At 35.5% G+C, this 15,971-nt stretch carries 13 protein-coding genes; 4 read left to right on the top strand and 9 right to left on the bottom strand.

Annotated features, from left to right (window positions below; translation table 11 throughout):
- Positions 1–1,191, top strand: a complete 1,191-nt coding sequence (locus H9655_RS16225) for a hypothetical protein (protein ID WP_191815908.1) — start codon at positions 1–3, stop codon at positions 1,189–1,191.
- 3 nt (positions 1,192–1,194) lie between these two features.
- Positions 1,195–2,544 (top strand): MFS transporter, encoded by a 1,350-nt coding sequence (locus H9655_RS16220; RefSeq protein WP_225230686.1) that lies wholly within the window; start codon positions 1,195–1,197, stop codon positions 2,542–2,544.
- A 327-nt stretch (positions 2,545–2,871) separates the two neighbouring features.
- Here H9655_RS16220 and H9655_RS16215 read toward each other — a convergent pair whose 3' ends face one another.
- From H9655_RS16215 to H9655_RS16190, 6 genes are all read right to left on the bottom strand, one after another.
- Complete coding sequence (locus tag H9655_RS16215) at positions 2,872–4,164, bottom strand: globin-coupled sensor protein (protein ID WP_191815903.1); 1,293 nt, start codon at positions 4,162–4,164, stop codon at positions 2,872–2,874.
- Between the two features lie 247 nt (positions 4,165–4,411).
- Positions 4,412–5,113, bottom strand: coding sequence for an ABC transporter ATP-binding protein (locus H9655_RS16210; protein WP_191815901.1), 702 nt, complete (start codon positions 5,111–5,113; stop codon positions 4,412–4,414).
- Positions 5,106–5,861: an ABC transporter ATP-binding protein gene (locus H9655_RS16205; RefSeq protein ID WP_191815900.1), complete on the bottom strand. Its 756-nt coding sequence runs from the start codon at positions 5,859–5,861 to the stop codon at positions 5,106–5,108. Before H9655_RS16205 ends, H9655_RS16210 begins: the two co-directional genes overlap by 8 nt.
- Positions 5,861–6,856 carry a branched-chain amino acid ABC transporter permease gene (locus H9655_RS16200; RefSeq protein ID WP_191815897.1) on the bottom strand — a complete coding sequence of 332 codons (996 nt, stop codon included), beginning with the start codon at positions 6,854–6,856 and terminating at the stop codon, positions 5,861–5,863. The genes H9655_RS16205 and H9655_RS16200 overlap by 1 nt, the downstream gene beginning before the upstream one ends.
- Positions 6,853–7,713 carry a branched-chain amino acid ABC transporter permease gene (locus H9655_RS16195; RefSeq protein WP_318245499.1) on the bottom strand — a complete coding sequence of 287 codons (861 nt, stop codon included), beginning with the start codon at positions 7,711–7,713 and terminating at the stop codon, positions 6,853–6,855. The genes H9655_RS16200 and H9655_RS16195 overlap by 4 nt, the downstream gene beginning before the upstream one ends.
- A 118-nt stretch (positions 7,714–7,831) precedes the next feature.
- Positions 7,832–9,055, bottom strand: a complete 1,224-nt coding sequence (locus H9655_RS16190) for an ABC transporter substrate-binding protein (RefSeq protein WP_191815895.1) — start codon at positions 9,053–9,055, stop codon at positions 7,832–7,834.
- Between the two features lie 653 nt (positions 9,056–9,708).
- Here H9655_RS16190 and H9655_RS16185 point away from each other — a divergent pair.
- Positions 9,709–10,806: a CotS family spore coat protein gene (locus tag H9655_RS16185; protein ID WP_404826108.1), complete on the top strand. Its 1,098-nt coding sequence runs from the start codon at positions 9,709–9,711 to the stop codon at positions 10,804–10,806.
- A complete protein-coding gene (locus H9655_RS16180; RefSeq protein ID WP_191815891.1) occupies positions 10,803–12,161 on the top strand; it encodes a glycosyltransferase family 4 protein in 1,359 nt (452 codons plus the stop codon). Before H9655_RS16185 ends, H9655_RS16180 begins: the two co-directional genes overlap by 4 nt.
- Positions 12,162–12,441: 280 nt before the next feature.
- On the opposite strand, the gene H9655_RS16175 is transcribed toward H9655_RS16180, so the two are convergent.
- Genes H9655_RS16175 through H9655_RS16165 form a run of 3 tightly spaced genes read right to left on the bottom strand, consistent with a single transcriptional unit; the run spans position 12,442 to position 15,862 of the window.
- Complete coding sequence (locus tag H9655_RS16175) at positions 12,442–13,632, bottom strand: glycosyltransferase family 4 protein (protein WP_191815889.1); 1,191 nt, start codon at positions 13,630–13,632, stop codon at positions 12,442–12,444.
- Positions 13,632–14,585, bottom strand: a complete 954-nt coding sequence (locus tag H9655_RS16170; protein ID WP_191815887.1) for an NAD-dependent epimerase/dehydratase family protein — start codon at positions 14,583–14,585, stop codon at positions 13,632–13,634. Before H9655_RS16170 ends, H9655_RS16175 begins: the two co-directional genes overlap by 1 nt.
- A complete protein-coding gene (locus H9655_RS16165; RefSeq protein ID WP_191815885.1) occupies positions 14,582–15,862 on the bottom strand; it encodes a UDP-glucose dehydrogenase family protein in 1,281 nt (426 codons plus the stop codon). The genes H9655_RS16170 and H9655_RS16165 overlap by 4 nt, the downstream gene beginning before the upstream one ends.
- Between the last annotated feature and the right edge of the window lie 109 nt (positions 15,863–15,971).

The following is a 15,971-nucleotide window of genomic DNA, read 5'->3' as shown; positions in this document are numbered from 1 at the left end:
ATGGGACAAAAATATAGTAATGTCGGGGTTTTAAATCTTATTCAAGCGACTGAAGAAAGCATTCAAGATATTGAAAAGATTAACAATGTCGGATTACTCGTCTATTCGCAAAAGAATGCATACCTTGTGCCAAAATTAAATATAAAAAATATAGGTCAAACGATTATGGTCGAGAAGAATGTAAAAATGGCTAATGGTGTCTTCAAGGTTGATTCTGCATATTTAAAAATTGTGGATGACCATGAAATGGTATTTATCAATGGGGTGATCATTGTGAATGTAGATGTCACACTTGAAGAACTTCAGCAAAAGAACATTACATTTATTGTCAACGGTGTCATCTATTCTCCGCCTCACTTAAAAGGCGCAATCCAATCCAAACTATTAACAACAAATGGGACATTGGTCAGTTATAAAGGAGCAGAACCTAAATTAGAAAATGGGAACCTTCATTTAACAACAGGATATTTAGCCGGGCTAGATGAAGGCACAACTCTATTAGTTAATGGGAAAGTGACAATTGATGAGCATGTTGATTTAACATTATTGAAAGAAAAAATTGAGAGATTAGATATTAACGGCACAATCCATTATTATGATTTCCAACAATCTTTAATCTCAGGAAAATTAAGTATTAACGGTAAACAATTCATTATCCCAAAAGGGTATCAAGTACTCTCAACTCAAACCCATTTAAATAAACATAATATTAAGAGATATAAACAACACTTGATCTATACATCCAAACCGATATTTATTGATTCTACTGTAACTAGAGAAGGATTGAATGAGGCATTCTCTGCTATTCATTCATTATCTTATATCTTGTGTCCAGAAGGTACAGAAGATATTCTCTTTGAAAAATTAACGAATCTCGAAAATGAAGTATTTGTTTATGCTAAGAACTATATAGCAGTAAAAGAGGAGACATGGTTTTCGAGTAACTTTAAACAGTTAGATCCACAAACAACGGTAATCATACAAGGTCAACTAACAATCAATGACATGTTAACAAATGAAGATATTGACCATATCTCAGAAATTATTTTAGCAGGGGATATTTTAGTTGTAGATGAGTCAACAAAAGGGGTTTTAAAGAAAAAGATCAATCAATCTTTTAAAGGTGAAATTAATGTTGTACAAAAGCATGATGAGCAACCAGTAACTAATATTGGCGAACTTGTCTTATAAACCATGGAACATTTTCCTTATGAAATAGCAAAAATCAAAATAGAAGAATTGCTGAGTACGGTGGAAACACGCACTCAGCAGCTCCCTTCGCCATGGCAAACAAAAGAAATTCCCCGTTCCATATGGGAAATCAAAGGATACAATAGGTTATTTTTCTCTTATTGCCTATCAATGATCGGTCAATGGTTTGACATGGTAGCGATTATGGTCCTATTCGGGTATGTTTGGCAAACGAGTTCTTTTCTACTTGCTTTCATACCTATTGCTTATGCTTTACCACAAGTTTTGTTTTCGCAATTTTCTGGTATTTTTGTGCAGAAGCGCAATAAAATAATCCTTATGGGATGTGCTGATTTAGTAACGGTACTTCTTACAATCTTGCTATTCTTTGCAAGCACTCCCTGGTTAGCCCTCATTTTATTGGCACTTCGGTCTTTTGTCGGTACTGTTCACTTTCCCGCTCAACAAGGTTTAGTTCATGAACTCATTCCAGCTCATCTAAAACTAAAGGCTGTTTCTTGGAATGGGGGGGTGAATCAAGCAGCAAAAATCATCGCTCCATTAATAGGTGGCGCATTACTCACCTTATTACCTGCAAAACACTTATTACTATTTAATGCTTTCGCTTTTATGATCTCTGCATGGTTATTGTTTTCTTTGCGAAATATCATACGAACAAAAGCAAAGTATACGCAATTACGGAGTGATACTGTTGACAATACTTTTATTAATCAATGGAAAGCCAGTTGGCAAAGTTTATATCGTGCTCCTACTTTAATGATGGTCTTATCATTAAATATTGTAGGAATGTTCATTATCCAATTAGTGGACGCACAATTCCCTGCTTTATTTCACCTGATTGCACCAACAAAACCTGTATATATGACACTATTGATTGCAAGTATCGGGTGCGGTTCAGTATTTACAATCTATTTCATTAGTAAAAAAGAACGATTTTTGCGGTTAGAGAGATGGCTTAGTTTTGCCCTTCTTAGTCTTGGTCTAGGCTTTACTGGCCTTAGCTTTTTAGAAAAAGGCTTTTCCCTTAGCTATATTCTCCTCCTTGGTGTCTTATGCGGGATCGGAACTGGCATTTCTATTATTATTACTAACTATTGTATTCAAACAATACCAAAGGAAGACGAAGTGAGTGCCATTGCTGGTATTTATCAATCATTAACAAGTTCAACGATTTTTATCTCCCCTCTTGGAGGAGCCATTCTTATTCACCTTTTTGGGATTCAAAATATATTCTTAGTAAGTGGCTTAACTCTTATTATATTAACTTTTTTACCTTTTCTCATGAATAAAAAGACAGCTGCTTACTCATTTGTTAAAAGTCATAAAAGCTAGGTGCAACCATGTGTACCTAGCTTTTACTTAGATAAATTTTGTTTGATTTTTACACAAATAGGTAAATAAGTAGGGATAGAATAACAAGAGTGTTGATCATGTTAACAAGAGCGGAAGAATTTCTTTTTCTTCGTAATTTATACTATTTAAAAACTCCTACAGAAAACACTCGAACATCAAAGAAAGATAAAGGAGCAAATAGCTGAGAAGATTCTATTAATAGAAAGGGTTATACAGTTTAAGATTAAAAGCTAGATTAGATTGGACAACACTTCTGCCCTAAATTAGCATATCTTTTCATTTATCATTATATATTTTTTCTCATCGTCACATCTCTTGAGCGATTGAGGTTAAGTTCTCTGCTGTAAACGCGACTTCTTCAAATCCTTTTCCTAAAACATGGACTACGTTAACAATTTCATCGATTTCTTCCATAATCTTTTGATTCTGATGCATCGTATCTTTCATTGTACCAACAATATATTCAAAATGTTCTTCTGTCGCTTTCATATGAGACTGACCGTCTTGGACAGTATTACTTACTTCTTGAAGCGATTCACTTAATTTATTAATTTGACCATTTGTATTAGCGATTAATTGTGAGACATTTTCTACAGATGATCTTGTTTGATCAGACAGTTTTCTCACTTCCTCTGCTACTACAGAAAACCCACGTCCATGTTCCCCTGCTCTAGCGGCCTCAATAGCAGCATTGAGTGATAAGAGATTTGTCTGACTCGATATATCCGTTACAATTGTCGTAATTTCATGCATTTCATCCATCACATATAATAAATTTTTTACATCTTTTTTAATGTCTGCAACAGAGTCGACAATCGTCAACATTAACTCACCTTGTTCATTGATAAATTGTTTGCCGTTTTCAGCATAATCCTTCGCGCGTAGAGAAAAATCTTGCCCCTTCTCAGCATGGTCAACTATCTCTTCTGCTTGAGCAATTAATTCTTGGAAAGATGCATTCGTTTCTTCAGAAATGGCAGCAAGGGTTTCGGTTTCTGTTGCCACATTCCCTCTTATTTCTTGCTTCTTTTCTTCTTCTTTTGCTTTTATTGTCTCAATTTCTGTATCGTAAGCCTCTAAGACTAATTGTTGTTCGAAGCTGAAAATTTTTGTAACGGCAGTAATTAAAAGGCAACAATCACGAGATGTAAGATCCATCTTTTCAACAAGCTGGATAATCGATAATAATAATCCTTGGAAGGCAGACATATACCATTTCGTTTGTAAGCCTATTTTCACATGTACATGGGCAATCCTTAATCGCTTCACCACATACTCCTCATTTATTATTCCGGCAAACATTTCTTCAATATGTCTCATCAACGTTCCTTTCAAACGCTCTACCGTACTATAATCTTCAATAATTTTAATAAGTGATTGCTCTTTAAATATATTATCATAAAATTGATTGACTAATTGTTCACTGTTCGTATGAATGATTGGCTGAATCTTGTTTATGAGACGTAAATCAGTTTCAGTTAAATTGATTACATCTAATTGCCGTGCAAACTTAGAGGCATTACCAAGATCCAATACACCCTTCCCTTCATCAACCACTTCATTTAACTTTTCACGCGAACTTTTTTTAAACAAATTCATGAATGTTTCCCCCGAGTAATTTTATAGGTATATTATACTATTTATATCGGTTGTTTTTGAAATGATTCCACATTCCTACATAAATATAAATATTCACCTAAATCAAACTATCCAGAAATCTTTTTAACATAAAGGAACATTTCAATTGTAAAAAGTTGAAATAAGAAAGTGGGAATAAAAAATAATCACGAAACAGTTCAACGAAATATGAACTGCTCGTGATTGATTTGATATACTTTTTGGTACTTTAAACACCTAAATGAACTTTTAATAACTCTTCATTATGCAATAGCTCGTTGGGAAGCCCTTGCCAAACGACTTCTCCCTTGTTTAAAATAATCACCTCATCTGCTACACAACAAGCTAAATCAATATTTTGTTCCACAATTAACATGGATAATCCCGTTTTCTTCACATCTAAAATGATATTTTTGATTTGTTCAATAATAACAGGTGCCAGTCCTTCAGATGGTTCGTCCATTAATAAGAAGTCTGGATTAAGCAGGAGCGCACGGCCAATGGCTAGCATTTGTTGTTGGCCTCCTGATAATTCATTGCCCATATTCTCTTCACGTTCTTTTAATATCGGAAATAATTGATAGATTTCTTCAATTGTCCATTGTTTTTCACTAGATGTACTTTTTCTTTCAGCTATTAATAAATTTTCTTTCACCGTTAAAGAAGAAAAAACCCGTCTCCCTTGAGGTACAAGACCCACACCAGCTTTGGAAATATGATTAGGTGTTTTACCAATAAGCTCTTTATCCTTGAACGCAATGGCACCTTCTTTAGGAACAACTAGCCCAGCAATAGAATGAATCGTTGTTGTTTTGCCTGCACCGTTTCTACCGAGAAGGGCAACACACTGACCCTTATTCACCTTTAAATTAACACCATGTAATATATGGCTATGACCATAATAAGAATGTACTTCCTTTAGCTCAATCATGACTCAAAGCCCCTCCTCCAAAGTAAATTTCTTGGATCATTTGATTTCCTCGAATTTCTTCAGGGCTAGCGGTCATCATCGCTGTCCCATGGTGGAGGACAGTGATTTTATTAGCCAAACTAAACACAACTTCCATATCATGTTCAATAATAACCAAAGTAATACTTTCAGGTATTTTTTTGATTAGTTTAACAAATCTACTTGTTTCTGTTGGCGACATACCTGAGGTCGGTTCATCTAAGAGAATAATTTCTGGATTTGTGCTCAAGGATAAAATAATCTCTAATAAACGTTGTTCACCATAGGAAAGTTCTTTGACCAATACAGCACGCCGATCTATCATTTCCCATTCTTCTAGTAACCGACGACATTCTGCTGCTAAATCAGTATAATTCTGCATAGGTTTTATCATATTGAGGCGGTATTTTTTTTTGCCCATAATCGCTAAACGTACATTTTCTTCCACTGTTAATTCCTCAAAAAGATTGTTCTTCTGAAACGTTCTCCCCATCCCCTTCTCAGTTCTTTTAAAGGAAGGGATATGATCAATACGGTCGCCAGCTAAATACACTTTTCCTGAAGATAATGGCAATGTACCATAAATACAATTAAATAATGTTGTTTTACCAGCTCCATTGGGGCCGATAATCACATGACGTTCACCCTTTTTTATTTCGATATTGACATCTTTTAGGATATGCAATGCCTTAAATGATTTATTTAAGTCTTCAATTTTCAATAATGTCATTAACTAGCTTGCTCCTTTCCTTTAACCTGTTTATCTACAGGAGCATTTCTAGATCTAGATGGTTTAAACAACTTTAAGCCAAATGTCGTAACAAACTGGATAAGGTGCAATATGCCTCCTCTTTTTAGAAGAACAATTGCAATGAATAATAATCCTAAGATGAGCGGCCAACGATCCGTCATCGTACTAATATAGTTTTGCAGGAAAACAAATGCCCCAGCACCTAATGCCGGGCCAAAAACTGTACCCAGACCGCCAATAAAGACCATGATCATTACTTCTGCACCCATATGTACACTGAAGAGTGCCGGAGAAACAAATTGAGTTTTATAAATGTATAAACCCCCAGCTAAACCAGCCATACTACCGGCAATTAAATAAGCAATCATTTTATAAGTCTTCGGATTATAGCCTAGAGCAATCATTCTACCTTCATTCTCCATCATTCCTTTTAGCACTTTGCCTGCTGGGGCATTAACAAAAAGTTTCAAGAGAAAATAAGAAAGAACGAAGAAAAATCCCATCATATAAAAAAGACCCATATTAGAAGTAATCTCTCCAAAACCAAAATTAGCTGTTACACTGGCACTATAGCCATCATTTCCTCCCCAGAACTTCATTCTTGAAGTAATCAAAAATAAAACTTGAGTAAAGGCTAATGTAATCATTAAGAAGAAGACACCTTTATTACGAATAGCAATATAACCTGTAACGATTGAGAAACAGAGTGAGATGAGGATCGCTGCACCTAAAAGTAAATAGATATTTGCTGTATATTCACTCAAAATAGCAACTGTGTAAGCACCTAAACCAAATAGTGCACAATGTCCTAATGATGGCATTCCTCCAAAACCCATAATCAAACCCAAACTCATTGCAAAAATAGCGAAAACAAGAATTTCTGTTGATAAATACACCAAAAACGGAGAAATGAAAAGTGGCAGAATTAAGATAGTAATAAGCAACAGACCGGTTGATAAAAATGCTTTTTTCATGATTCCACCCTTCCGAATAAACCTGTTGGTTTAACCATTAAAATTGCGACCATTAATATGAAGATGAAAGCCATCGCAAACGTAGGCATATAAATTCTTCCGAAAATATCGACAAACCCAACAATCATTGAAGCGATAAATGCACCTTTCCAACTGCCTAAACCACCAATAATGACGACAATCATTGAATTAACAAGAATCTCCCATTCCATCATCGGGTACATTCCAAGTATTGGTCCGCTAAGCACACCCCCGAAAGCAGCCAGAGCAGCACCAAAAATAAATACCCCTGAAAAAATAATCTTCACATTAAATCCAAGTGCTGATACCATTTCCATATCATCTACACCTGCTCGCACAATCATTCCTACTCTTGTTTTTGCCTCAAAATACCAAAGGACGAAAGCAAATAGGATACCCATAGCAATGACGAACAGACGATAAGCAGGAAATGTCATACCCGCAAAATCTAGTGAAAAATCAAAGATTGCTGGAACTGGAATGGAGAGAAAATTACCACCCCAAATCCATAAAGCTAAATCACCAAGTACAAAAACGAGACCAACAGTTAACAAAACCTGATCGGTTTCACTCCCATGCACTCTCGATATAAATAATTTTTCAATAATAAGAGCAAAAATGGAAATCACAATAACCGCTAAAACCATTGATAGCCAAAAATTCATTCCGCTCCTTGAGAACGTATAAGCCACATATCCCGCGAGTATAAAAAATGATCCATGGGCAAGATTCATAATCTTCATTAAACCAAAGATAATAGAGAGACCTGCCGCCATTAAAAATAACAACATAGCATACGCCAATCCTGAAACGGTGTTAGCAATAAAAAATTCCACTTGTTCGACTCCCTTCAGAATAAATACCTTTTCCTCGACATTTTTTTATGGGAAAAGGCATTTACATCATGCCTCATCCCTTTCAACTCCTTTACAAGTAACGAGTCCCTCTTAAATATTATTTTGCTTTCTCGTAACCAGGATCTTCTGCCGGCATTTGCACTTTTTCATACGTACGAACGAGTTCAAAGACGATTTCGCCATCTTTCTCTACACCTTTTAAAATATAGTGATTTTGGATTGGATGGTTCGTTTTAGGATCTAACTCAATTGGTCCACGAGGGCTATCAAATGACAAACCAGCTTTTAAAGTGTCAATAATATCGCCAACTTCTGTACTACCCGCTTCTTGAATGGATTCAGACATCACTTTAGCCGTGTCATAGCCGTTAATCACATAGTTGTCAGGCACTTTATCATATTTCGCGGTATAATCTTCAACAAACTTTTTGTTTAACTCATTTTCTAAACCAACATGATAATGAGACAGTACATAACCATCAACTACCGCATCCCCCACCGCTTCAACTGTTGATGGGGCATTCAATACAGAGCCGCCATCGACAAGTGCGTAATTCTCAGCTAATCCAAATTCCTTAAATTGTTGCACAAACCTTGGACCGTCTGCTCCAGGTATAAACATATAGACAGCATCAGCATCATGCTGTTTAATTTGATTAATATAAGAAGAAAAATCACTTGTGCCTGAAGGTGCCCAAAGAATATCTAACACTTCTCCCCCATGCTCCTTAAAATTAGCAGAAAAGTCAGTTGCCTGTTCATGCCCAGCCACATAGTCAGAAGCAATAACGACAGCTTTTTTACCAATATTCTCGGCCATATCAACACCTAAGGTGCCTGCATAATTAAGAGATGAAAAACCAATTCGCCAAACATAATCACTTTTTTCTCCCCATGATAAGCTATTACCTGAACCGACTACATTAATGATTGGTACACGTTTGTCCTTTTCAGCAGCTTCTGTGAGTGCATATGAAATACTACCAATGGTACCTCCTCCAAGGAAATCCACTTCCTGATTCAGGGTTAACTGTTGATAGTTTTTCAACGCTTTTTGAGGATCTCCAGCATCATCCTCGAAAAATAATTCTACTGGTCTATCACCAATTTTGTTACCATTCTCTTCGAAGAAAAGCTCTACCCCTTCTTTCACCCCTTCACCCATAAAAGCAAAATTTCCTGTTAAAGCAAGTGTAAAACCTAATTTAATTGGTTCACCTTCACCATCTCCTGACGCCTGTCCACCACCACTCCCACACGCTGTTAAAAACATACTTACAACGAACATAATAGCCAGTACTAACCTTTTGTTTTTCTTCATTTACTCTTCCCCCTTTATTCATAATTTTCAGACCATTAAAACCGCACTATCCGACAGTTTTTGTTTTAAGTAGAAAACACTGTTGTTACAGTGCTTACTTGTCATTTATTATAGTGGATAGAAAAATAGATGAAAAGACTTAATTTTTTATAAATTAATTATATTCTGAATAAAGTTTTATTAATAAATCTTTCTACTCAATAATTTTTAATAAATCATTGTTTTCTATATAACTTTTTATTATTTAACAAAAGAAAATTACCATATATTTTTTATAAATCGCATGTTAAGACATCTTACATTTCTAGTAATATACTAATGGTTTTGGAAAAATCATCACAGCTATAAAAAATTAAGAAAGTATTTATGTTTTAAATAAAAAACATAGATACTCTCTTAATACATAAATGTAAAAGTAAGATGTGTATCATCAACCTCTTCTGACAAATCCATTAATAGTAATGAATCGATAGCTCTACATATATCCAAAGTTTTCAGACCTTTTTACACAAATAAATAACGTCTAGGTTCACTTTTGTTTACATGGGCTTATACACATTATTTTTCATGATCATATGGACAAATGTCCAACCTATTTTAACCTAAGTGAATAGGATGTAAAGACAAATTACCCAAGGAAAGGAATGACTAGTTTGGAGCAGCTTATTACACCATGGGATTTAGATGAAACATTAGGTGATTTATATGTACCACCATTTATTGAGGAAATGGCTCAACAAGTGATCAAACAATACAACTTTAATGTGAGTAGCATGGAAGTTATAACAACAAAAGCAGATAAGGGTGGACTAATATGGAAAATCAATACGAACAAAGGACCCAAAAGTTTAAAAATACTCCATCGGAAACCCTCCAGGAGTTTATTTAGCATTGGTGCACAGGAATATTTAGTCCATGAAAAAAAGGCTAGAATACCAGCGATTGTAAAGACAAAATCGGGTAGCAATATTGTGGAAATGGGAGGGAAAATCTGGTTTGTCGCCGATTGGATTGAACCTCTCTATCCAGTATCCGCCGATATTGAAGGAGCAAAGCTATTGAGTAATGCTATTGGAGAATTCCATCAACTTTCCAAAGGATATGTTCCTCCTAAAGGGGCAGAAAATGCTTCAAGACTTTTACGGTGGCCAAATGCATATAAAAAAGTCGTGAGAAAAATATCTTGGTTTAGGAATGTAGCCAATTTATATTCAGAATTGCCCACTAGCAAGACCATTCTAAATACGGTAGATATGTTTGAGGAACAAGCAAAAAAAGCGTTAACTATGCTAGAGCAATCTTCTTATCAACAAATGGTGACAAAAGGAAATAAAGAATGGGGATTAGTCCATCAGGATTATGGATGGTCGAATGGACAAATGGGACCTGGGGGCATGTGGATCATCGACCTTGATGGTGTAGCATATGATTTGCCTATTCGAGATTTACGCAAACTCATTTCTGGTTCTATGGATGATCTAGGAAGATGGGATATTAATTGGATTGTAGGAATGCTGGAAGCGTACAATGAAGCTCACCCTATCACTGACGAGTTGTTCGAAATTCTATTAATCGATTTTTCATTACCTAATTTATATTATAAAAATGTAAAAGATATGTTATTCGAGCCAACTATAGCATTAAATAGTGAATTGGATTCTGTTGTCCAACGAATCGTAGAAATAGATAAAACCAAATGGCCTATTCTTGAGCAATTACGAAAAGAATGGAGAGGGGGAAAAAGAAAATGAAAGTACTAATAGTCTGTACGGAAAAACTCCCAGTCCCACCAGTAAAAGGTGGAGCCATACAAACATTCATCGCTGGAGCTATTCCAAACTTAAGTAAAAACCATACTATTACAATAATAGGAAGAAGCGATAAAACCTTACCGGATAAAGAAATAAAAGATGGGGTTCATTATGTAAGGGTCCCAGGAGGATTATTGGAGACATATCAGGAAGGGGTTGTCAATTATCTTAAAAACAATACCTTTGACTTAATTCACATCTTTAATCGCCCTCGCCTAGTATTGCCAATACGGGAAGTGGCACCAGAATCACGTCTAATATTGAGCATGCACAATGATATGTTTAAGAGGGAAAAAATCGAGCCTGAAGAAGCTCAAAAAGCAATTGATCAATTAGATAAAATTATTACCATTAGTAATTATATTGGTAATGAAATAGTAAAGCTTTACCCTGATGCCCAACCTAAAATTCAAACCATTTATTCAGGTGTGGACTTAGAACGCTTTGTTCCAACGTATTCTGCCAAGGGTAAAAGAATTAGAGCTTCCATGCGGCAAAAACACAAGCTCGAATCGAAAAAGGTGATTTTATTTGCAGGGCGGCTTTCAGTAAACAAAGGAGCAGATACCCTGTTACGATCTATGGTGGATTTAGCTAAAAAGCATCCTAATGTGGCTTTGGTTTTAATGGGGGGTAAAGGTTTTAGTGATAATAGAATGACCGATTACATTGCTTATATTAAAGCGATTGCAGACCGCCTTCCTATACCAGTTATAACGACTGGCTTTGTTCACCCTGATCAAATTCAAGATTGGTTTGCTGCTGCAGATATATTCGTTTGTCCTTCTCAATGGGAAGAACCTTTAGCTCGAGTACATTATGAAGCAATGGCAGCAGGGTTACCCATTGTGACAACTGCCCGTGGTGGAAACCCTGAAATAATCGAGATTGGAAAAAACGGGTTTATTGTTGAGCAAGCAGATAATCCTCAAGAATTTGTCACTCACTTATCCAAATTACTTTCTAGTCCTTCCCTCTGTAAGGAAATGGGTCAATATGGACGTAGCTATGCAGAAAAAAATCATAATTGGAATCGAGTCATCGACGATATTTCCCAAGTTTGGAGCGGGATTGAATATAAAATTAAAAATAACGTTGACATTAGCAGTACTTCAAAAATGAATGACGAGAAAGAAGAGCAACTGTTAACCAAAAAAGCAGTAGCTGAAAAGGTCTCGCCTCTAGAGAAAAAACATACCCGACCAAAACAAAAGCAGCCAATTAAGAAGATTACTACTTCTTCCATACCATGGCTTAATAAAGAAATAATCGCTAATAAAGCAAGCAACTATTGAATCCCAACAAAAACATCCTCATAAATGACAAAGCCGTTGAAATTTATGATTATAAAATTTCAACGGCTTTGTTTGATTTAATAAAAATAAGGATAACTTCTGATAAAGTTAAGTTACCACAACAACATAAAATCAGAAAGAAGGGTCCTTCTTTTTAAAGATTACACACTAGATTTTGCTTTATTAACTGCCAAGGATTTACATGATGTTTCTTAAACATTAAAAAGGATGAGCATAAGGGTTGCTAGCAACTCTAACTCAACCTAATTTTGTTAAATGATTAAAATCGAAAGAGCGGCAACCGGAACATATTACGAAAATTGTCTTTGTTTTGTTTTGGCATCAAATCAGAATAAACGCTGGTTAATCGGCTGGCCACATGATGGAATTGAAAATTTGCTTCCACTAATTCTCTTGCATTTCGTGTCATTTTATTTACTGCATCCGGGTTCTTTAAATAAAAATTCATTCCTTTTGCAAATTCACTCACTTGATCATACTTTTCAATTAAATAACCTGTTTCTTTATGAGAAACGATCTCTGCATTTCCTCCCCTATTAGTTGAGATAATAGGGATACCAGCAGCAAATGCTTCATAGTGTACCCTAGCTAAGGGTTCTTGCCATTGTGAAGAACAACAGAAAATATCACTCATTAAAAAGATATTCGAAATTTCACTTGCCGGAATAAAATTCGTAAAGATAACTTTGTCACCTAATGGTTCAGCTAGTTTCTTCAAATTACGAACATAGTTATTTATTCCATCATCACTAAACCACTTTCCCCCAGCTATCACAAGTACTGTATCAGGGTGTCTTTTAGCAATAGCCTTAAAGGCGGCTATTAGAAGATGAGGACCCTTATTTTTAGTAAGCCTTCCAACAAATAATATGACCTTTTTCTCTCCGATATTGTATTTTTGTCGATATTCTTCTCTAATTTGTTTTCCTTTCTCTGACCAGACAGGAGGATATTCTAATAGATCTACCCCTGAGTACACTACTTTTGTTTTTGATTCCGCTTCTGGAAACCGCTCCACAACCGTTCGTTTTATATATTCACTAACGGTAACAATCCTTTCCACAGCGTTTACAATTTCCTTGCCATTCTCTAATGATACTTTTTTTTCAGCAAGCATATCATTATGAAGTCCTAAAACAAATTTACTTGATGGGGAAGCCTTTTTGTAGAGAGGAATATTTAAAGGACGGTTAAAAACATGAATAATGTCGAACCTTTTTTCAGTAAGTATTTTAGCAATATCCATTTCATAACTTTCAGGTGGTAACCGAATGTATTGCACTTCGTTACGTACTTCATTATCAGGTAGAGATGGATCAGTGACAGAGAAAATAGTTAGGTTATATTCTTTACTGAGAAAAGGAACTACACCGTCAATCATCATTTGAATAGCACCTCCCTTTATAGCAGGAGAAGGGAGTTTTTCTGTACAAATTAAAGCAAGCCTCATTACTCTTCCTCCTTGTAAATAATTCTTAAATCATTTATTTCTCGGAGAAGCCCTTCTTTTAACGGCACAACTGGCTTATATTGAAGAATCTTCCATGCTTTTGAAATATCTGCCCAAGTATGTCGTGGTTCTCCACGTGTTTGCCCGATAAATTCCACAGTCGCTTTTTTACCTGTTAGCTCTTCTAATATTTTAATGACATCCAAGATCGATTTCCGTTCTTTACCACCGATATTTATTGTCTCTCCAATGGTATCCTCTGCATATAGAGCAGCGAAAGTTCCTTCTACACAATCTTCTACAAACGTAAAATCACGTGTTTGGTTGCCATCCCCGTAAATTGGAATAGATTTATTCTTTAAAATGCATTCAATAAATCGATGAAACGCCATGTCAGACCGTTGCCTAGGTCCATAAACAGTAAAGTATCGAAGTATAGTTATTGGGAGACCATCATTTTCACTGTATACCTTACATAAATACTCTCCTGTCAGCTTCGTTACCCCATAGGGAGAAAGTGGCGAAAGCGGGCAATCTTCTGAAACCATACCAACCTTTTCTCCATATACAGAAGAGGTAGAAGCGTAAATAAACTTCTTTAAAGGAATATTTTTACAAGCCTCTAATAACCGTTGGGTGACGAGAATATTATTTTCTTCATATAGTTTAAAGTTGTTACCCCAGCTAGAACGAACACCAGGTACAGCAGCTAAATGATATATCACATCATCTTTGCTAAGAATTTCACTCCAATCAATGCCTAGTAAATTCTTATTTATAAATTGAAAACGTGGATGGATCAACAGATTTTCTATATTTCTTAGTTTAATTGACTTCTTGGAAGGATCTATAAAGCCGTCAATGCCAATAACAACATTCTCTTCTTCCTTTAATAACCTCTCACATAAATGAGAACCGATAAACCCAGCGGCTCCTGTTACGATAATCCTCATTGTCTCGCCACCCCAATATATTGAAGTTGATGGTTTCTTACAGTTTTAGGGTCAATAATATTCCGGCCATCCACTAAAATATTCCCCTTCATTAAATCATGTACCATTTTCCAGTCTACGGTTTTAAACTGGTTCCATTCTGTAGCAATGATTAATGCATCTGCTCCTTTAATAGCGTCATACATATCTTGATGAATGGTAATGGCATGTTCAAAAGAATGAACAATAGGATCATAGGCGTGGACCTCTGTCCCTCTTTCCAATAATTTCTCAATTAACAATAATGACCTTGACTCACGTATATCATCTGTGTCGGGCTTAAAAGCTAAACCCCAAACGGTTATTTTTTTTCCATCCAAGTTGGTTAATTTATTTGTTAATTTATCAATATATAAATCAATTTGAGAGTCATTGATATTTTGAACAGCCTTTAACATCTCCGGATCGATATTTTTTTGTTTCGCAGCGTATTCTAATGCGCGAATATCCTTTGGAAAACAAGACCCACCATAACCTAATCCTGCATTTAAAAAATAGGGACCAATTCTAGTGTCTGTCCCTAACGCTTTTGCAATTTGAGTAACTTCCACATTATAGGCGTCGCAAATACGGGCGATTTCATTCATGAATGAGATTTTTGTTGCCAATAAAGCATTATTGGCATATTTAATCATCTCTGCTCCCGTTAATGAAGTAAGAATAAAAGGAGCATCTAACTTCTCATAGAGCGTTTTTATGATTTTCATAGATTGGGGGCTTTTTCCACCCACAACAATTTTATCTGGATTCATCATATCAAATACAGCATTTCCTTCTCTAAGAAACTCTGGATTGGATACAACATCGAACAGACGAGAGTCGATCCCTTTTTCTATTAAAGTTTGATGTATCCATTCATTTGTACCTGGTAATACCGTACTTTTAATAATAACTGTTTTATGAGAGGTTATCGTCTGTACTAGGGTGTCTATGACTTCGTTCAAAGCAGTTAGATTTTGACTCCCATCCTCATTTGTGGGGGTGCCGACTGTAATATAAAGAATTGGGCATTCTTTTATCACGCTCTGAATATCGGTTGAAAAATGAAGGAGACGTCTTTTTTTATTTCGAACAATCAGTTCCTTTAAACCTGGTTCATAAATAGGGATGTCTCCCTTAATTAATTTCTCTATTTTCGATTTATTCTTATCAACACAATAAATCTCATGACCTAAGTCAGCCAACACAGCACCAGTAGTTAAACCTACATACCCTGTACCAATGACACATATTTTCACCATTATCATCCTTACTTGCTCATGTTAAAAACATTCAATTTATCATTATCTTATTTAGCTTCAAACAAAACGTGAAAGCGGGAAAAGGATTTAGGGTAAAATTGAAAAA

The organism is Cytobacillus stercorigallinarum, from assembly GCF_014836495.1.
Lineage (GTDB): Bacteria > Bacillota > Bacilli > Bacillales > Cytobacillaceae > Cytobacillus > Cytobacillus stercorigallinarum.
This window is presented reverse-complemented; position numbering and strand designations above follow the sequence as displayed.